18 protein-coding genes are annotated in these 18,436 nt (G+C 37.0%); 7 read left to right on the top strand and 11 right to left on the bottom strand.

Annotated features, from left to right (window positions below; genetic code table 11):
* The first annotated feature begins 389 nt into the window (after nt 1-389).
* The gene (locus BG04_RS24320; protein WP_174522641.1) at nt 390-758 is read left to right on the top strand and encodes a hypothetical protein; all 369 of its coding nucleotides are present in this window, start codon (nt 390-392) and stop codon (nt 756-758) included.
* Between the two features lie 120 nt (nt 759-878).
* On the top strand, nt 879-1,166 hold the full coding sequence (locus BG04_RS24325) for a hypothetical protein (protein ID WP_034651732.1): 288 nt from the start codon (nt 879-881) through the stop codon (nt 1,164-1,166).
* Nucleotides 1,167-1,449: 283 nt separating this feature from the next.
* Here BG04_RS24325 and BG04_RS24330 read toward each other — a convergent pair whose 3' ends face one another.
* From BG04_RS24330 to BG04_RS24340, 3 genes are all read right to left on the bottom strand, one after another.
* Complete coding sequence (locus tag BG04_RS24330; protein WP_034651729.1) at nt 1,450-1,596, bottom strand: YjcZ family sporulation protein; 147 nt, start codon at nt 1,594-1,596, stop codon at nt 1,450-1,452.
* 1,597 nt (nt 1,597-3,193) lie between these two features.
* The gene (locus BG04_RS24335) at nt 3,194-3,652 is read right to left on the bottom strand and encodes a GNAT family N-acetyltransferase (protein ID WP_034651726.1); all 459 of its coding nucleotides are present in this window, start codon (nt 3,650-3,652) and stop codon (nt 3,194-3,196) included.
* Entirely contained in the window at nt 3,639-5,072 is a 1,434-nt protein-coding gene (locus tag BG04_RS24340) for a class I adenylate-forming enzyme family protein (protein WP_034651724.1), read from the bottom strand. Before BG04_RS24340 ends, BG04_RS24335 begins: the two co-directional genes overlap by 14 nt.
* Nucleotides 5,073-5,226: 154 nt before the next feature.
* On the opposite strand from BG04_RS24340, the gene BG04_RS24345 reads away from it, so the two are divergent.
* Both BG04_RS24345 and BG04_RS24350 read left to right on the top strand, forming a co-directional pair.
* Nucleotides 5,227-5,784 (top strand): biotin transporter BioY, encoded by a 558-nt coding sequence (locus BG04_RS24345; RefSeq protein ID WP_016764268.1) that lies wholly within the window; start codon nt 5,227-5,229, stop codon nt 5,782-5,784.
* A 13-nt stretch (nt 5,785-5,797) separates the two neighbouring features.
* A complete protein-coding gene (locus BG04_RS24350; RefSeq protein WP_172556178.1) occupies nt 5,798-6,892 on the top strand; it encodes an acetyl-CoA C-acyltransferase in 1,095 nt (364 codons plus the stop codon).
* An 11-nt stretch (nt 6,893-6,903) separates the two neighbouring features.
* Here BG04_RS24350 and BG04_RS24355 read toward each other — a convergent pair whose 3' ends face one another.
* The 6 genes from BG04_RS24355 to BG04_RS24380 all read right to left on the bottom strand — a co-directional run bounded on the left by BG04_RS24355 (nt 6,904) and on the right by BG04_RS24380 (nt 14,585).
* Nucleotides 6,904-7,560 (bottom strand): MtnX-like HAD-IB family phosphatase, encoded by a 657-nt coding sequence (locus BG04_RS24355; RefSeq protein ID WP_034651718.1) that lies wholly within the window; start codon nt 7,558-7,560, stop codon nt 6,904-6,906.
* Nucleotides 7,561-7,577: 17 nt separating this feature from the next.
* Complete coding sequence (locus BG04_RS24360; protein WP_034651715.1) at nt 7,578-10,784, bottom strand: DEAD/DEAH box helicase; 3,207 nt, start codon at nt 10,782-10,784, stop codon at nt 7,578-7,580.
* A 132-nt stretch (nt 10,785-10,916) separates the two neighbouring features.
* Nucleotides 10,917-12,134: an MFS transporter gene (locus BG04_RS24365; protein WP_034651712.1), complete on the bottom strand. Its 1,218-nt coding sequence runs from the start codon at nt 12,132-12,134 to the stop codon at nt 10,917-10,919.
* Entirely contained in the window at nt 12,134-12,673 is a 540-nt protein-coding gene (locus BG04_RS24370; RefSeq protein WP_034651709.1) for an NADPH-dependent FMN reductase, read from the bottom strand. The genes BG04_RS24365 and BG04_RS24370 overlap by 1 nt, the downstream gene beginning before the upstream one ends.
* A gap of 139 nt (nt 12,674-12,812) precedes the next feature.
* Nucleotides 12,813-13,451: a response regulator gene (locus BG04_RS24375; RefSeq protein WP_016764274.1), complete on the bottom strand. Its 639-nt coding sequence runs from the start codon at nt 13,449-13,451 to the stop codon at nt 12,813-12,815.
* Between the two features lie 15 nt (nt 13,452-13,466).
* A complete protein-coding gene (locus BG04_RS24380; RefSeq protein ID WP_034651707.1) occupies nt 13,467-14,585 on the bottom strand; it encodes a GAF domain-containing sensor histidine kinase in 1,119 nt (372 codons plus the stop codon).
* Between the two features lie 336 nt (nt 14,586-14,921).
* On the opposite strand from BG04_RS24380, the gene BG04_RS24385 reads away from it, so the two are divergent.
* Together BG04_RS24385 and BG04_RS24390 are read left to right on the top strand one after the other, a co-directional pair.
* A complete protein-coding gene (locus tag BG04_RS24385) occupies nt 14,922-15,260 on the top strand; it encodes a hypothetical protein (protein WP_013083324.1) in 339 nt (112 codons plus the stop codon).
* Nucleotides 15,261-15,356: 96 nt separating this feature from the next.
* A complete protein-coding gene (locus BG04_RS24390; protein ID WP_013083325.1) occupies nt 15,357-15,641 on the top strand; it encodes a hypothetical protein in 285 nt (94 codons plus the stop codon).
* A 44-nt stretch (nt 15,642-15,685) separates the two neighbouring features.
* On the opposite strand, the gene BG04_RS24395 is transcribed toward BG04_RS24390, so the two are convergent.
* Nucleotides 15,686-16,243, bottom strand: a complete 558-nt coding sequence (locus tag BG04_RS24395) for a helix-turn-helix domain-containing protein (RefSeq protein ID WP_016764277.1) — start codon at nt 16,241-16,243, stop codon at nt 15,686-15,688.
* Nucleotides 16,244-16,343: 100 nt separating this feature from the next.
* Here BG04_RS24395 and BG04_RS24400 point away from each other — a divergent pair, with 100 nt between their 5' ends.
* Nucleotides 16,344-17,321: a DMT family transporter gene (locus BG04_RS24400; protein WP_034651702.1), complete on the top strand. Its 978-nt coding sequence runs from the start codon at nt 16,344-16,346 to the stop codon at nt 17,319-17,321.
* A gap of 46 nt (nt 17,322-17,367) precedes the next feature.
* Here BG04_RS24400 and BG04_RS24405 read toward each other — a convergent pair whose 3' ends face one another.
* Nucleotides 17,368-18,156, bottom strand: a complete 789-nt coding sequence (locus BG04_RS24405) for a DUF4240 domain-containing protein (protein WP_016764279.1) — start codon at nt 18,154-18,156, stop codon at nt 17,368-17,370.
* Nucleotides 18,157-18,436: the final 280 nt, after the last annotated feature.

Here is an 18,436-nt window from a genome sequence, read left to right on the forward strand (position 1 = left end):
TTCTATAGTATATGAAAATCAGCAGTAGTTAAGAACCAGTATTTATAATACAAAATGAATTTGCGTAAACTATCTACGATGCTATAATGCATTAAATAAATACCCTATTTTTTATATTAACGAATGAAATTATTCTTCTCGAACAGACTAGCCAAGACGCCGTAAGGCATCCTTTTCTTATTTAAGTTCTTAAGAGAAAAAACTCCATAGGCGATCAGGAGTTTTTTTCTGTTTTTAAGCTGTATAAGATATACACCCATAGTTAACATAATGTCCTCTACATTATATACCTAAGAACTTCATCAATGAAAACTTTAAAATAGTAGGACAAACACACAAACACCTTTTCAATTAATGAATATATTAATAGAGAAAAAATAGAAAGGTGAGTGATTACAATAAAAAAGTATTATTGGGACTATAACCCTGAAGATGATAGCTATTATGTAGATGAATCATATCCCCAATACAGCAATAACAATGCTCATAGAAAGAATAGAGAAAAAGAACATGAGAAGATTTGTTTTAATATTACCATTCACAATAATCTAGCAAATCAAGGTGGAAATGCTGGAGTTAATGAAAATGCAGAAACAGGCGGACAAATTAGCGGAAATGCTGGACAAAACGCAAATCAAGGCGGACAAATTGCTAAAAAGGGCGGACAAAATGCAAATCAGGAAGGCCAAGTTGCCAGCAAAGGTGGAAAAAACAAACTAAAAGAATTTAATTTAGAAGAAGAAATGGAAGACGAGTAATTCAGTTTATCCAATAAATACCTTTTTTAGAATGTATTTTCTATACAGAGGTATTTAAAAATTTGTACAAGCAACCCCTTTTATTTTCATCTAATACAGAGAAGAAAGGAGGTGATTAGCATGAGTGATTTTAGTAAAAGTAATTATACCGGTACTGGTGATGTATCTATCCCTCAGCCTCCTGACATTGTAACTATCCTTTGGCAGCGCAATCCTTTAGTTATACGAGTTCCACGTACAATTGTAGAAGCAACTATTATTGGAAACGCTAGACCATGTCAACGGTTATTACAAACAGGTGACAGTTATAGAATGGCAGTAAGGTGCTTACTTGATAACGGATTTGAACAAGTATTTAGTGAAAGATTAGGTGTATTTGGTGTTTCTGTATTTGTTCGTGAATGTTAAGGAATCATTTTGAATGGCTATTAACCTAATATATTGACGAATGTCTAAGAGTGGGTAAACAAACCCTAAATATCATTCTCCGCCCTTACGAAAAAAGAAAAACCAATCTTTGAGTCCTAAAGGTTGGTTTTTCTTTTTTAAAACTGCATATGGTATAAATTGTTTAGTTAATACAATGTACCTTATGGGCTATGGCTATGTATAAAAAAGCTAGCATAAAGCTAACTTTTAAAAATGGGAAATAAGGCTAAATAATAATCAAAATAAAAATGAACTTTAATTATTAGCAACCACCACCAAAACCGCCGCCAAAACAAGAAGCGCCAATAATGATTAATAAAATGAATAGTACAATGATTAAGGCAAAGCCGCCACCACAGCCGCCTCCGCCATAGCCGTAACCACAGCCACCGTAACCTCCGAAGCCCATATTTCCACCCCCTACATACTTAATACTTTTAAGATATGTATAAAAAGTGAAATTGCTCGCCCATACTCTGCACTGGTAAAAATAATAGGATTTTTGTAGATATATATAAACCCTTTAGATTACTTTACATAGAATGAATGAACCATCCCATTGAATCCCAGTAGATCAGTTACCCTCTCTAACGGATTTGCAGTTGTTAAAAAACAGGGAAACTCCCTACCGCCTGGGAGTTTTTCTATTTTTTTAGATGTATATCATATATGTTCAGCTAATATAATGGATTTTATTGGAATTCATTATCTGAAAAGGTTTTGAATAGTATTAGAGAAGGCTCTAGGAATGCCACTTCGATAAGCCATCTCTCTTTAAAAGAAAAAACAATCCGTCTTCGAAGACAGATTGTTTTTCTTTTTTAAACTCTGTAAATTATGAAGGTGAAAAATAAAGTTAAAGGGATTCTAGGTGTGAGACGAAAATTACTCGATATACATCATATGCTTTTATTTTCCCTTAAGTAACTTGCCTATTGAGAATAAAATTTTATTTCTTAAACAAACTACTCAAGATGTATAAAATCATCACGACTAACTTCTAATTGCGTCACGAAAAAAGCTATTGGTCCCTGATGAGCCAGTAGTTTTTTTCTGTTTTCAATAAGGATTACCAAAACGAAAACACCCTGACTATTTAAAATATAGTCAGGGTGTTTTCCCTCTACTTTTGAAGGTTTAGTCCCAAAAGAAGATTAGCTTTTCCGAGTTCTATAGTATATGAAGATCAGAAGTAGTTAAAAACCAGTACTTATAATACAAAATGAATGTGCGTAAACTATCTACGATGCTCTAAAATGCATTAAATAAATACACCCCGTATAAAGCCAATGAAAGAACCACTTTTTCCACTGGTTTTATATAAAGGTACAGGTTATAAAGAGAACAAACGTACATATTCTTATAACAAGAAGTAAAATTAACTTCGGAGTTTTATAAATGAACTAAAAGAAAGTCTACTGAGATCCCCAGTAGACTTTCTTTTTTGTTATGTATAGTTACTGACTATGTTAAGCAAACTACTCATGATGGATTGGATCATCACTTTACAACTACCTTTCAAGAAACAGAAAAAGCTGCTGTTGAGCCCAGCAGCTTTTTCTGTTTTTTAAGCTGTATACCATATACAAGTATAGTTTACATAATACCTCTTTAGAACACACGGCAAAAAAGAACCATCTTGGGAGCTAGATCAGGCCTTGTTTCTTTTTTACTCAGCTTTTTATATCTCCTTGATTTCTCAACGTTCTTTTCAAGTGCATTAGCAAAGTATATGAATAAAAAGTGCACTTTTTATTCATATACTAAACAGCTAAAGTTACTTATATATAAGGAATTGTTACAATTTCATAGGCAACGAACGCATTGAAGACATAAATTTCTATGACAATCAGTTCGGTTACTTCAAGTTGCTTCGAATAGAAGGCTTACGTTGTCTTCAACAGGCGCATAAGGCTCTGATAATAATAAAGTGGTTACTATATTTTTTTCTTTCGACCATTTAATGCCCAGTAAAGAAAATCCGTAGATAAACTCACGGATTTTCTTTACAACTCTTTTTCCAAGCAGTTAACTCGATTATGGTGCAGCGGCTTAGTGGCATACTGTGTAAAACCAAGGCGCTCCCAAAACAGCTTAGCTCTAGGATTTTGAGACAGAACCCCAAGACGTAGAACGGAAAGCCCCTCTTCTTTTAGTTTCTCTTCAAACGCTAGATACGCCTGCGTTCCGAAACTGAAATTGTGATAGGCGCTATGAATAATAAAAGCTCCAATCCACGGATGATCATCGTTAGGATTTTGTTTCATGTAATCAATAACCCCTACGTATGTATCGTCGGCTTTTATAAAATAACTGTCCGTTTTTTCATTCATATATTCTTTAAAAAGCTCTTCTTCACTCCGCTCTTTCTTGCCGTTTTCCAACGCATTGTATGCTTCGTTTGAATTGATAATCTCTGATACAATATACATCGTGTCAGCTGTAACGGGTTCAAATGAGATCATATGTCTTCCCTTCTTTCTCTGTAAAGTAGCTGTATATCGTTGCTTTATCAATTTTACCATTTTTCATTCGTGGAAAGGACGTTAAAACTCTCCATACGCGCGGGATTTTATAAGCAGATACTTGTTTTGTCAGCGCTTGTCTTACTTCAGAAAGAGAAATGTTCTCTAAAACAATTGCTGCACCTACTACTTCTGAACGTTCAGCATCTACTACGCTAAAAACGGCTGCTTCGCTAACGCCCGGTATTTGTAAAAGCAGCTCTTCAATTTCTTCAGCATATACTAAGCTTCCGCTGCTTTTAATTACATTTTTATCTCTCCCTACGATGGTAATGCTTCCGTTTTGAAGCTGAACCGCAATATCGTGCGATGTAACATATCCGTTAAAAAACGAGCGGTTCGTTTCTTCGCTGTCCTTAACAAACCCTTCAAATGCTTGAGTTGTTTTCACAAATAGTGTTCCTTTATCTCCTTTTTCAACTTCTTTTCCACGCTCGTTCAGGATTAAAACGTCTACGCTGTCAACAGGATAGCCTACTGTATGAGGCATCGTTTCAGCTGTATGTGGTGAAAGCACCGTAACAAATCCCATTTCAGAAGATCCGTAATATTCATAAAGAGAGGCAACAGGAAACGCTCGTGAAAATTTCTTTCGAACGGAAGGTGATAATTTATTGCCTACTGAAATCACGGTCTTTGGTAAAAGTCGTTTTTCATTTGGTCTGCTTTGTACATAACGAAGTAACGGAGAAATTAATGCGGGTGTAATGGACATACAGCTAGCTTCCTTGTTAAAAACAGCTGAAGGTGTAAACACTTCTAGCATGATAGCGTGCATGCCGCTGCAAAGCGCATGCAAAACCGGGTAAAGCTGGGCGGAATACGAGATATGTAAAGGAACAAGCACTTTGTCATGTTGCTCTAAAGAAAATATATCCGACCATTCTTGAAAGGATGAAGACCAAGAATAATGCGATTTTACAAACCCTTTTGGTCTCCCTGTTGACCCAGAGGTAAATCCAAATAAAAATAGATCGGATAGTTCATTTACTTGCCGTAAGGGCAGCATCGTTTTCTCTTCTCTTATTCTAGTTAAAGAAGATGTTTTCCATAGCCAATTCGGGGATTGAATAGAAAAATAAGTATCCACTTCAGCCTCTGTTAACTCATTATGTAAAAGCATTACAATTCCACCGGCTTTTAAAATCGCTAAAAATGACACAATAGCTTCTACATTGTTTGGCATGCTTAACGCAACGAGCTCTCCTTTTTCCATCCCTTTTTCTTGCAGCTGTTTTTCGGCTTTGCATACACAATCCCACATTTGACTGTAGCTTAGCTTATTAATAGAATCCGATAGTGCCAGTCCATCAGGCGTTTGTTGGCACTGATTAAAAATTAGTTCTTCAATTCGCTTCATTACTGCGTAAACTCCCTTTTTATTTTACTTTTAGTGTACCGTAAATGTAGATTTGAGAAAAGAAAAATGTAAACTTATATAAAAATAAAGTTGACTAATTTAAGTTTAATAAGATAAGATAGTCATGTTTTATCATACACAACGGAGGTTTACGATGAAAACAAAAGATATGACGTACGTTGCATTATTTACGGCTGTAATGGGAGCGCTAGGGCTTGTTCCTCCTATTTTTCTATCATTTACTCCCGTTCCTATTACTCTTCAAACGATGGGGGTTATGCTGGCAGGAGGTATTCTTGGGGCTAGGTTAGGCGCATTAAGCCAATTTATTTTTTTATGTTTAGTAGCTGTAGGAGTCCCTTTACTTTCTGGAGGGCGCGGTGGTATGAGCGTATTTTTTAGTCCAAGCGCTGGCTATTTAATCAGCTATATATTTGCAGCTTTCTTTATAGGATGGACACTATCAAAGTTGAAAACCCTTGCGTTTACAAAGGTATTCATAACAAATGTCCTGTTTGGAATTTTGCTAGTTTACGCTTTTGGCATTCCTGTACAAGCGATGCTACTTCACATACCGTTCTGGAAATCTCTTCAATTAAGTTTAGTCTATATTCCAGGTGACTGCATAAAAGCAATCATAGCAGCTTATTTAATTACAAAAGTCCGAAAAGTAGTAACCGTAACTGGTCGTTCCAATACAGCTTCTATGTAAGGAAGTGATGACTATGTATCAAGCAGTAATTGTGAAAGCGAAGCGTACGGTCATTGGAAAAGAAAACGGTATACTGAAAGGTTTTCATGTTCAAGAGCTAACGGCCCCTTTATTAAAACACCTTAGCGCTGGAATTGAACATGAAATTGATGACATTATTTTAGGGAATGTTGTAGGTCCAGGAGGAAACGCAGCTAGGCTATCCGCTTTAGAAGCAGACCTCCCTTTTTCTATCCCGGGAATGACCATTGATCGTCAGTGCGGAGCTGGCTTAGAAGCGATTCGAATGGCGAGCTATTTAATAAAAGCAGGCGCTGGAACGTGTTATTTAGCTGGAGGCGTTGAAAGTACAAGTACTTCTCCTTTTGAAAAAAGAGCACGTTTTTCTCCTGATAAAATTGGTGACCCTGACATGGGGATCGCAGCAGAAAACGTAGCTCAGCGATACAATATATCTAAAGATCAGCAGGACAGATATGCTCTTTTAAGTCATGAAAGAAGCTGGGAGGCTTTTGAAAAAAGGTTGTTTGAAGAAGAAACGCTTCCTCTTCCAAACGTGATGCACGATGAAGCATTTATGAAAAAACGAAACCTAACAAAGCTGCTGCAAAAAGCCAGCCCCGTCTTTTTAAAAAAAGAAGGCACCGTCACTGCAGCAAACAGCTGTGGAATTAACGACGGAGCCTGCATTACACTTGTGATAGAAGAGCAAAAAGCACGGTCCTTAGGCTTTCAGCCCGTTTTGCGTTTTATTGACGCTGATATTTCAGGAGTGTCACCTCTTTACCCTGCTATTGCACCAGTTTCTGCGATTAAAAATATCTTGAAGCGAAATTCTCTTACGGTAGATGATATTGACTTATTTGAAATCAATGAAGCATTTGCTGTTAAAGTTGTCTCTTGCATGCAAGAACTGGGAATACGAGAAGAGAAAGTGAATATTCGCGGAGGAGCATTGACTCTAGGACACCCATACGGAGCATCAGGAGCTATTTTAGCTACGCGTCTTTTTTATGAAAGCAAGCGCCGTGACATGCGATATGTCATAGCGGCTTTAGGAAGCGGAGGCGGAATAGGAACAGCGGTATTATTTGAAGTAATCAAATAATACCGCTGTTTTTATGCCTTTTTTATTACATTATGTTTCATCAAATATTGCTCAATATCTTTAAATGTTTCAATCGGAACAAACGGAACGTTTTGTCCGCGCAGTAAATCTTGCAAAGAATCTTTTGCAAATGTGACGTCTGCATATTTTGCTGGATGCGAATCCGGCTCGCTGTCTCCAGCAAAATAAATCGTTTCGTATGTCTCTTTTAGTTCTTGAATAACAGATGATTTATCGATGCCGTAGCGTTCTGAATGCCATCTGTGAGCAGGGTCTAGACGCAAGTGAACGTTGTTTTGATGGAAATATCCTTCATTTGAATAAACTTCCACTTTTTCAACACCGTATTTATCTAAAATCGGTTTAATATAGTACGTTGTTCCAGCGCTTAAAATATAAAAATCTCCGCCGTTTTTCTGAACAGCTTTAATAAAAGCGGGCACGTATTCATCAACTGGAATATTCGCTACGTCTTCTAAAATTTTCGGTTCTTCTTGGTGAATGGATTGAAAAACAGTAGATAAAAAATCAATATCTTTCATTTCTCCTGCTTTCCATCGGTGGAAAAGTTCTTCACCTTCTGGAAAATACTTTTCAATCACAATCCAATAAAAATCTTTTTTTGAAATTGTTCCATCAAAATCTGATACAAACGCCCATTTTTTCATTCCTTACACACCCTTTGCTACATACTAAGCAGTTCTCGAAGTTCTTCTTCTGCCAAACTAGAAAGCATTGTTTCTCCCGGCTGAATAACCTGTTCGATGAGTTCTTTTTTCTTTTGTTGCAAGCCGTAAATTTTTTCTTCGATAGTCCCTTGAGAAATAAGCTTGATGACCTGCACAACATTTTTTTGCCCAATGCGGTGTGCACGGCCTGCCGCTTGTTCTTCAATCGCTGGGTTCCACCATAAGTCATATAAAATAACTGTATCTGCTCCCGTTAAATTTAAGCCCGTGCCTCCGGCTTTTAACGAGATTAAGAAAATGTCTTGTTCTCCATTATTAAATCGATCCGCCATTTCCACTCGTTCTTTTGATGGCGTTTGACCGTCTAAGTAAAAGTACGAAAGGTTTTCTTTTTGAAGCTCTTCTCGAATAATGTGAAGCATGCTTGTAAACTGAGAAAAGATTAACAAACGTTTTCCGTTGGCAACCGCATTTCTTGTAATCTCAAGCAGCTGCTCTAATTTGCTTGAATACCCTTCGTAATTTTCAACGAATAGGGATGGATGACAGCAAATCTGGCGCAGTCGTGTTAATCCCGCCAAGATCTTCATTCGGTTTTTATTAAAATCTTCACCGGCTAAAGATGATTTTAACTGTTCTAAATAGCCTACATATAACTCTTTTTGTTCTTTAGTGAGCTCAGATAAATGAGTTGTTTCAATTTTATCAGGCAGTTCTTTTAATACATCCTTTTTTACTCGTCGCAGTAAAAATGGTCTTACAATTCGACTGACCTGCTCCGATGACATGTTCTTAAACTTGCGAAGCCCTGGAAATAAACCCGGAAGAATGGTCTGGAAAATTGACCAAAGCTCATCAAGTGAGTTTTCAATAGGCGTACCGCTCAGCGCAAAACGTTTTTCAGCTGAAATAGTCCTAACAGCTACTGCCGTTTTCGTTGTATGATTTTTAATACTTTGAGCCTCATCTAGAATTAAAGCATGAAAATGAAGATGCTGATACAAATCGATATCTTGACGCAGTGTTGGGTAAGATGTAATCCATACGTCAGCTGTGCTTTTTAGCTTCTCCTCACGCTCGCTCGGCGTTCCTGTAATGGTTTGAACCGTTAAATTCGGTGCAAATTTCTCCAATTCGTTGCGCCAGTTATAAATCAAGGAAGCCGGCACAACAATTAAAAAGGCACTGCTATCTTCATCAAGCTCTTTTTCAGATAGGATATAGGCAATGCTTTGAAGCGTTTTTCCAAGCCCCATATCATCAGCCAGAACGCCTCCTAAAGAGTAGTGAGCCAGAGATTTAAACCACTTAAACCCATTGTACTGATAATCACGCAATGATGCCTGCAAGGATTCCGGTACTTCCCAATCCATTTCCTCTGGAGATTTGAGCTGTGTAAGTAACCTTTTAAATGCTGAGCCGAACTTAGCCGCTGATTTATCACCCGCACTCATAATCTCTTCCACTTGCATTCCTCTGTATAAAGGTACTTGCAATGAGTTATCCTTTAAGTCTTTCTCGGTTACGTTCAGCTCACGAAACAGATTTTGAATATGCTCAAAGCCTTCGTTTTCAAGAGGAATAAACGCACCGTTATCTAGACGATGATAGCTTTTCTTTTCTAAAACAGATTTTAAAACATCTTGAACGGTCTGATGATTAATGCCTCCTAAATCAAAATTAATTTCTAATAATCCATTGCTGTTTTTGATGTCAACCGTTGTTACTGGCGCAGAAAAATCCGTATAAGCATAATCTTTCATCTCATCCGTAATATACACATCCGCTATTTCATCAAGCTTTGGAACAATATGAAACAAAAATTCATATAAAGATGATTCATCTTGATTTAAATACAGCTGGTTTTTATAAATGTTTAAAGGAGCTGTTTCAATTAAATCCATCACGCGGTCTTCTTTTTCTAAATCTCGTATTAAGATTTTATCGTACTTTTCAGGTTGAGGTGAAAATGGATTAATTGAAATCTCTCCATAATGGTACCGAAGCGTCACAAACAGCTGTTCATCTTCCTGGTCAATAAATACTTTTGCTTTTAGTTCAGGTGCAATAATCTGATGGGATACTTCTTTTGCGATATCCACTTTCCCCACTTTTTTTAGTCCTGGAACGACGTGAGATAAAAAATTTCCCATCTGCTCTTCTGCTATAGGTACGACTGGCTTCAAAGGCGCCGTTTTTCGAAGCCCTTCAAGAAGCATACGCTGATCTTGAGATAGCTCATAAAACGTCCCCTTTAAAAATAGCCACCCGTATCGATCAAAAAACGAAGCTTGATGAAGCTCCGTAAAGTCGAGTTCAAATCCAGCTGCCGGGTGCTTATTTAACTGAAACGAAAAAGGAGCTGAGCTTTCAGCAAAGATAATATTTTCATATGAGTGCCCGTCATGAATAAATGTAAAGTTCCGATCTTTGAGCAATTGAAATAACTCTTTGGCTATGATGGAGGGAATGATTAGTTCTCTGTTATTTGCAGACGAACGATACATAGAATAAGAATGTTTATAAAATGATTCATTTGTCATAATATCCATCAGCAGCTCAATGATTTTCTTATCTTCTTCTATAAAAAAATGTTCCGCCGGGTCATATTCGAAGCGCTTGGTAAATTCGTGAGTTTGGAATTCTTTAGCGTCTGTTAAAAATTCTTGAATGTTTTTTACTACATACGTCCGGTCGACGCCCACTTTCATTTCAAGCGCTACGTACATTCCTTCTGAACGTAAAAATTCTTCTGAGTAAGACTTACAAATAAATTCTACTTTCAACGGATCTTTATCTGCATATTTCTTATGGTCGCTTATGGTTTGCTGATAGCTCGAAAATAAGTCGATAAAATGATTTACATTTTCGTATTCTTTGCTTTGGCGAAAAGGCTTTGTTTTGATTGGCTGCGGCTTTGCGCGCTCATCGCAAATGGTTAATAAAACAGCTACTTCGTGTTTGCATTCTGAAAACTCATGATAAGCAGGACAATCGCAGAATGAATAAAAAGAATTTCCTTTTTGTTCAACCATTACGGTATACATTTCCGCACCTCGAACGGATGCTGTCCACGTAGTGGTCTGTTCGTTGTATTCCAAATCAAGCACACGCCCCTGCTTGTAATACGTGTGTCCTCTATAGTACGTTCTGCTTGAGTACGAATCTTTTAATTGTTCTTTGTTTAATGTTTTATTTATCATCGCTTCACAATCTTCCAATCGCATAACAGTCAATGCTGTTGCTGTTTAATTTCTATTCAGAACAAATAATGTCCAACGTCATAAACGTTGAACATTATTTGTCAATTCCTCTATTATAACATGCAACAGACATTATAAAACACTCTTAAGCAGTGCAGACTGTTTTCGCTGTTTTCTTTTGTAGAGTATCCAGCCTGCTCCGGCGGATGATAATAAAAGCAGGCTAAGTCCTGAAAAAGCAAGTCCTATATGATCATTAGTCGTAACGTACGTAAAGAAGAAAATCAATAAAATACGAATTCCTAACGTAATAAAGCGAAAACAGCTGTCCACTCTTCCCACGATAGTATTCGGTATTTTCTGCATCATAAACGTATTTCGAGCTACTCTTGTACCTGCATTTGCAAAAGCAAGGAAAAATACAATAGAAAAGTAAATGGGCAGAAGCTTCATAAAGAAGATGATAGATATTCCGAGTGCAAAGAGGCTTATATTAAGCATAATGGCTAGCTCAGTGCCTGTTCTTTTCATAATAGATACGATGAATATCCCTGCGGTTAATGCTCCGAAACCATATACGGCACTCTCAATCCCATATGCTGCTGGACTTGCGTTTAATTCTTGAGTCAGATAAATAGGAAACAAATAGTTCGTCATCATTACAGCAACGAAAGGCATAAAAGAAAGCAGTAAAAAAATAGATACCGAGCGATTTTCTTTTATAAATGCTAATCCCTCTTTCATCGCAGTGTGTTTTTTATCGCTTCGTTCCCTGCTTTGTTTATATGGAATACTCAATAGAAAAAGGAATGCAGCTATATACGTAGCTGCATCGACTATTAAAATCCATTGAAGCGACCAACGAGTAATGACTAGACTGGCCAGAGCGCCTGCAAGCATACTCGATAGCTGGCCTTGTATTTCCATAATACTGTTTAATGATTGAAACGCATCTTTTGAAAAAACTTCTTGATTTAATGCAAAAATCGTTGGATAAAAAAACGTGTAGTAAAGGTTTCCGGTTCCGTACAAAATGATGTAGTGAATGGTTGAATAGTCTGTCATAAAACCAACGATCACAAATAGCATGACCGTGATAAAACCTATCAATTCTACGGTTAACAACATTTTCTTTCGTGACATTCGATCAATAAGAACACCTATATACGGAGTAGCCACAAAGCTAATCACCGTCATCATCAGCATAATCATGCCAAATAGTTTATTTCCATCTGGAGATGCAACTAACAGTAAAGGAATGGCAAGCATCGTAATACCGGAACCAATAGAAGATAAAACATTCGCAACTACTACGGCTTGAAAGCGACGGTCCTTATAAAGCGCCTTCATCAAACATTTTGCTTAGCTTCTAAAATTTGCTTAGACACTTGTGTATACATAGTCAGCTCATTAACTAATTCATGAATTCCGTCAGCTGCGTTTTTTCGTAAAGTCCCTTTTTCCAGGATGTCTGCAGGGTCTAATACCAACTGCTTAGATAGAACATTCGCATACAAGGCGCGTGTAACGGTTCTAAGGTTATTTAAAGCATTAATGCCTCCTTTTCCTCCTCCTGATACTGCTAAAAGTGCTACGGGCTTATGCGCAAAATACGCACTGTTTAAGAAGTCAAACGCGTTTTTTAACGCTCCGCTCATAGCTCCGTGGTACTCGGGCGTCGCAAGTAAAATACCATCCCCTTTTTCTATTTTTTTAATCAGCTCTTGTACTTCTTCTGTTTCATACTGATGAGGTTCACCTGTGAAGATAGGAAGTGATAATTGGCTTAAATCTAAAAAAGAACTTTGATAGCTTTTGTGAATCTCTCTCGTCACTTGTGTTGTTCGGCCTGTTTCTCTGGGACTTCCGTTGATAATAAGTATGTTCATGCTTATCTACTCCTCTGTCGTTTGGTTATATATATAGTATAGGGATGATTGAACTTTTTTTCGTCATGCTATTGGTAGAAAGAAAGCTACCAATATAGACGGAGAAGCACAGAGAAAAACCTACGACTAAAGTCGTAGGTTAGGAAATGCCGTGCTGCACAGCATATAGAGCAGCTTGCGTGCGGTCTTGAACACCGAGCTTCGATAAAATATTAGACACATGTGTTTTTACTGTTTTTTCTGTAATATGTAAGGAAGCACCAATTTCTTTGTTGCTTTTACCCTTTGCAATTTCTTTTAATACGTCTTTTTCTCGTTTCGTTAAGTGGTCAATAAAATTGACTTTCTTTTCGCTGCTTTTGGTTAACCGTGTTAGCAAGTGCGTAGTGACTTTGGGATGAAGCTGATTTTCTCCGTTCATTAGCTTTCGAATTGCGGCTACAAGTTCATCTGGATCGCTTTCTTTTAGCTGATAGCCTGAAGCTCCTGCTTCTAATGCCGGTATCACGTGATCTTGATCTGAAAAGCTTGTTAGAATCATGACTTGTATATGCGGCGCTTGTTTTTTTAGTTCTTTTGTTGCTTCGATTCCATCTAGAACCGGCATTGATAAATCCATTAACACAATATGAGGCTCTAGAGATGTCGCTAGCTTTAAAGCTTCCTCTCCGTTAGAAGCTTCTCCTACAACTTCTAAATCAGGCTGCGTTTGTAAGAAAAAGACAAGTCCTTTTCGGACGACATGGTGATCATCTGCGATTAAAATCTTTATTTTCATGTGCGCTCCTTTCCGTTATGAAAGAGGAATAGATACTTCCACAACCGTTCCGTTTCCTATACTGCTTGTAACAGATAGATTCCCATTTAATCTGTTTATTCGCTCCTGCATGGTTTTTAACCCAAGCGTCGGCAACTCTGCTGAAGGGCTATATATAAATCCATTGCCGCTATCTTGAATTTTCATAATTACCTGTTCTTTGCTTATATTTACGTTTAAATGTACCTCTGCCGTACCCGCATGCTTTCGGCAATTATTAAAAGCTTCTTGTCCGACTCTCCACAGTGTCTCTTCAATCACAGCAGGCAAAACGGACACTCCTTTAATTTGTTCTTCTATGTTAAGCCCTAGCATTTGACCATAGCTTTTTAACGCACTGACAACGCCGTTTTCTAATCCTTGAGGACGAAGCTGCCAAATTAAAGCTTTCATTTCCACTTGAGCATGCTGAGCAGTTTCTTGGATTAAGGAAAAAGTCTCTTTTAACTGCACATCTTTCGCTAGGCTGCTTCCGGCTTTGGCTGTGACATTAATTGAAAACAACAGCTGATTAACAGAATCGTGAAGGTCTTTTGCCAGCCTGTTTCTTTCTTCAATAAGTTTTACTTCCTGCTGAGATTGAGTCAGCTTAATCCGCTTGATAGCCGTGCCAATTTGAAGAGCGACGGATCCTAATAAATCAAGCTCTCGCTGTTCAAAATGAATTTTATGAGGGGCAGCTACATTTAATAATCCAAAGCGTTCATCCCCTGCTTGTAAAGGAACCGTTGCGTGATGGGTAATGTCGTGTGTATCTCCCCACTCATAAATGACGGAATCTTCAAGTCTTTTGCACTCCATAATATTAGACGCTTTTTGAAGCCGGCCATCCATATACCGATCAACACACCAGCAGCTTCCGTTACACATAGGCTGAGCGCTTTTATTTAATAAAGCTGGCGGCAAATGCTGAGCGGCAATCATCTCATGTTTTCCATTTTTATCAATAAAAAAGATCCATCCTGTTTGTAAATCTGTTATTTGCAGCAGTTTTAAAAGAGCATCGTGAAGCATTGTATGTAAATTAGTGCCTTCATTTAAAATCTCGGCAATGTCTTTTAAAATCTTAAGCTCTGAAATATGATCTTTTTCCATAGCCTCTCTCCTATATGATGTATTTTCCATTTTTTATTTTATCACAATTAAAGACGATTCCGGCTAATAGACCGTTATTTTTAAGGTGTTTTCGCTTAGGTATGTAAGAGTTTTTGACATCAATAATAAAAAATTCAAAAAGTATGTCAGGTAGTTTAACAATTAGCTAGAGTCTTTACGTAAAACGAACTATAATACAGATAATTCACGTAAGAAAAGAAAAAACGAAAGGAAATGAGAAGAGAAAAATATTAAAATTAATATGTTGAAAACGCTTCCAAAAATGAAGGCATAGTGCTATTATATAATTATTAACAGAATAGGGATGTGAGAAAGATGAATAAATTATTTTTAGAAGAGTTACGATACATTATCTTGTGTGAAGTGCCTATGACAAAGTACCGAGTAGAGCAGCTTCAAGACAAATTTGATCAAAGCCCCTACTTAATTAATGAACTTTATCAACTCCTATTCGAAAAGCGTCACATTTTAGCTTTCGTTGATGATATTGAATCATCCCTGTATGACTATATTGTGAATAAAGAAATGATGGATGCTAAAACCTATTATGGAGCTATTACACACGTAGCAAATCTTTTCAGCGAAACGCCTACATATATAAAATGCAAAATAAAAAAATATAGAGAGTCTTCGATTTCAAGTATCAGTGCCTAAAAGTTGCGCACAGCTGATTCAAATAAAAAGCAAAAAAAGAAATCCTAGCACAAGGGTTTCTTTTTTGTACCACTAACCTATAGGGAGGAAAATAAGATGAAGACATTTTTTATCACGAATCGCTATTCGTTTCTTGAAACGCAAGTAAATGAATATATGCAATCGTTACTGGTAAAAACACCTGAACAAGTTATTTTATATTTCGAAAGGCAAATTCGGAAGTATAAATTGTATTTACAGAAAAAACATCATTATCCAGAGTGTATGGTTCAATCTATCCACCGTTTGATTGAAGAATATTCATTAATTATCATTAGAGTAAAAAAATATATTAGCTATCAAAACAAGCTGATGAATAAACAGCTATTAGAGCCGCAGTAAAACGAATCATTTTTTATGGTTCGTTTTACTGCGGCTCTGCTGTTTTACTCCTCATATTTTAGCAGTAAATGCAGAACAGCTGGACGTTCTTCAAGATTTTTGTATGAGTGTACATGACTTCCTTCAAATTTTATAGAGTCAAATTGTTTTAGCTCGTATAGCTCTTCTTCTATTTTCATTTCGATTCTTCCTTCCATTACCGTGGCTACTTCAATTAATCCTTTATGATGAGGTTCAGGACAGTATGTAGCGAGAGGAGAAAGAAAGGCTCGGTACATTTCAATAGTTGAATCTATTTGATTTTGAAAAATAAATTCTACTTTCCACGCTTCGTCCGGTCCTTTGAGAGAAAAACCTTCTCCGCACTTAGATACAGCCACTGAAGGTTGTACTGACACTAATTTAGTTAAAGGGATATTTAAACCTGTTGTTATTTTCCACATTACTCCTAGGGTTGGATTAGTCTCCCCTCTTTCAATTTTCCCTAACGTGAGTTTGCTGACTCCCGTCCTATCTGCTAATTCATCGAGTGTGAATTCTCGCTGTGTTCTTATTTTTCTAAGCTCGTTGCCTACCTTTTTCATCATTTCTTCTGAATGCATTTTTACCTTCCTTTCTTTTGTATATTATGGTACACTTTTTTTATATCTAAGTATACTATAATATATATTTAGGTATTTTTATTAATTAGGAGGAAAAAGTATGAAAGCAATTTTATGGGGGCTTCTCTCGTCCATGTTCTTTTCTGCTACATTTATTGTGAATCGTGCCATGAATGTATCTGGAACAAGCTGGGCTTGGACAGCATCTCTTCGTTTTTTATTAGCACTACCTATTTTACTCATTTTAGTACTTGTACAAAAGAAGTTTACACCATTATGGATGGAAATGAAAAAACATCCTTTCGCTTGGTTAGGTTGGGGAACTCTTGCAGGAATTGGATTTTATTCATTATTAAGTTTTTCTTCGCTTTTTGGACCGTCATGGCTCATAGCTGGAACGTGGCAAGTAACGATCTTGGCAGGTGCGCTCATTTCTCCCCTTTTCTATGTAACTATTCAAACTGCAGACGGAAACAAAAAAGTAAGAGGAAGCATTCCACTCAAAACGCTTGGTATTTCAACGTTTATTTTAGCGGGTGTGATTCTCATGCAAGTTAAAGAAGCTGAAAACATCACGCTTTCACAGTTTGTGTTGGGTTTTCTCCCTGTCGTCATGGCTGCTTTTTTATATCCGCTTGGAAATCGAAAAATGATGGAAGTTTGCAAAGGGAAATTAGATACATTTCAACGTGTTTTAGGTATGGCTATCGCCAGTATACCGCTAAGTATCATCTATGCGATATATGGATTTTATACAACTGGTATGCCAACAGCTCCTCAATTTTCTCAAGCCTTTATCTTAGCAATGAGTTCAGGTGTAATTGCTACGATGACGTTCTTTTACGCAACAGACTTGGCAAAAGAAAATTTAGGTTTGCTTGGAGCGGTTGAAGCAACTCAATCAGGCAGCATGATTTTTACCGTGCTTGGCGAAGTGTTTTTATTAAATGGCCGTGTGCCAACAGGGATTGCGTTAGCTGGTATGACGATAATCGTAATTGGAATGATTATGAACAGTATGCTAAACAAAAAAACAAAACTGTCTTCGGCCGCCCCGTCACGTACTCTATCAAAATAAAAAAAGAGGAGATGAAAATCTGTTTAAAGGTTTTCATCTCCTCTTTTTAATATTCGAGATGATTGTTCCAATAGCGGCTCCAAAGCACAGGGAATCGCATCTGTAAACCATCCTCATCATCTTCATCCCAATCAAGATCCAAATCTTGCTCATCGTACCACACTGGATCAAACTGGTCATATTTATCATAATAATAATCGTTATCTAAACCTGTCTTTTCTTCGTAAGCTTCACACGCTACAGAAAGTAATTCTTCTAATTGAGGAGCATAGCCTTCTGCTTCTAGTGGTTTAAGTACAGAAATCATCGTCTCAGGAGATTCAATCGCTTTATAATATATGTCTTTTCCCTGATATAAAAGCCACGCTCTAAAATAATCAAAACAATCATCTGAACAACCGCCCATTACAATATAAGCTGCTGCCCACAATGAAGAAGTATAGGATTGATCAAAATGCTGATTTAATAGCTGATCAAAGCGAAAAATGTCCTTTTCAGAACGCTTCGCTAGCGTGGAGCGGAGCCATTCCATTTGCTCGTCGACATCTAATTTTGTCTTCGCCTTTTTTATCAGTTCCCAAAAGAGAGCCTCTGACATCGTACTGTCTTTCATTACTTGCATCGAACAAGTTAAAGGTTTATATCCTTTCTTCAATTTTGCACGAATCAGCTTTTCAGCTTCCGCTTCACAAGCTTCTGCGGAAACAAACTCTTTCACTTGCATGCGACCGGCTGTATCAACTTTTCCAAAGTGAATGACTAACTTGCTGTCTCTTCTTTCAACTTTCCAAAATTTATTCGATTGCTCATCTTTATACACTAAGGTTATTTGCATGATACATTCCCCTTTTTCATCCTACTACTATTGTGAATATTTCTCTTTTTACAAGTTATGTAGAGCCATGGCGCTTCATAATCCCTTTTCTTTGCTTTTTAACATGTTTCAGTTGATTTTACTATTGCTGAGGTCGTTTAAATATTGAGCAATGAACACAAATTTGTGTAATATGTTCATTAGTTGTTTTTTTGTTGCGTTTACAACATTTTGTTTTTCCTTTATACTCTTTTATATCAGATATCTTTATTATACAAAAAAGAATCATAAATTCGCAGCA

The organism is Priestia megaterium NBRC 15308 = ATCC 14581, assembly GCF_000832985.1.
GTDB lineage: Bacteria > Bacillota > Bacilli > Bacillales > Bacillaceae_H > Priestia > Priestia megaterium.

Excerpts from the sequence above, each read along its gene's own strand:
- BG04_RS24325 (WP_034651732.1), top strand. The coding sequence starts at position 879 with ATGAGTGATTTTAGTAAAAGTAATTATACCGGTACTGGTGATGTATCT.
- BG04_RS24330 (WP_034651729.1), bottom strand. The coding sequence starts at position 1,596 with ATGGGCTTCGGAGGTTACGGTGGCTGTGGTTACGGCTATGGCGGAGGC.
- BG04_RS24335 (WP_034651726.1), bottom strand. The coding sequence starts at position 3,652 with ATGATCTCATTTGAACCCGTTACAGCTGACACGATGTATATTGTATCA.
- BG04_RS24340 (WP_034651724.1), bottom strand. The coding sequence starts at position 5,072 with ATGAAGCGAATTGAAGAACTAATTTTTAATCAGTGCCAACAAACGCCT.
- BG04_RS24345 (WP_016764268.1), top strand. The coding sequence starts at position 5,227 with ATGAAAACAAAAGATATGACGTACGTTGCATTATTTACGGCTGTAATG.
- BG04_RS24350 (WP_172556178.1), top strand. The coding sequence starts at position 5,798 with ATGTATCAAGCAGTAATTGTGAAAGCGAAGCGTACGGTCATTGGAAAA.
- BG04_RS24355 (WP_034651718.1), bottom strand. The coding sequence starts at position 7,560 with ATGAAAAAATGGGCGTTTGTATCAGATTTTGATGGAACAATTTCAAAA.
- BG04_RS24360 (WP_034651715.1), bottom strand. The coding sequence starts at position 10,784 with ATGATAAATAAAACATTAAACAAAGAACAATTAAAAGATTCGTACTCA.
- BG04_RS24365 (WP_034651712.1), bottom strand. The coding sequence starts at position 12,134 with ATGAAGGCGCTTTATAAGGACCGTCGCTTTCAAGCCGTAGTAGTTGCG.
- BG04_RS24370 (WP_034651709.1), bottom strand. The coding sequence starts at position 12,673 with ATGAACATACTTATTATCAACGGAAGTCCCAGAGAAACAGGCCGAACA.
- BG04_RS24375 (WP_016764274.1), bottom strand. The coding sequence starts at position 13,451 with ATGAAAATAAAGATTTTAATCGCAGATGATCACCATGTCGTCCGAAAA.
- BG04_RS24380 (WP_034651707.1), bottom strand. The coding sequence starts at position 14,585 with ATGGAAAAAGATCATATTTCAGAGCTTAAGATTTTAAAAGACATTGCC.
- BG04_RS24385 (WP_013083324.1), top strand. The coding sequence starts at position 14,922 with ATGAATAAATTATTTTTAGAAGAGTTACGATACATTATCTTGTGTGAA.
- BG04_RS24390 (WP_013083325.1), top strand. The coding sequence starts at position 15,357 with ATGAAGACATTTTTTATCACGAATCGCTATTCGTTTCTTGAAACGCAA.
- BG04_RS24395 (WP_016764277.1), bottom strand. The coding sequence starts at position 16,243 with ATGCATTCAGAAGAAATGATGAAAAAGGTAGGCAACGAGCTTAGAAAA.
- BG04_RS24400 (WP_034651702.1), top strand. The coding sequence starts at position 16,344 with ATGAAAGCAATTTTATGGGGGCTTCTCTCGTCCATGTTCTTTTCTGCT.
- BG04_RS24405 (WP_016764279.1), bottom strand. The coding sequence starts at position 18,156 with ATGCAAATAACCTTAGTGTATAAAGATGAGCAATCGAATAAATTTTGG.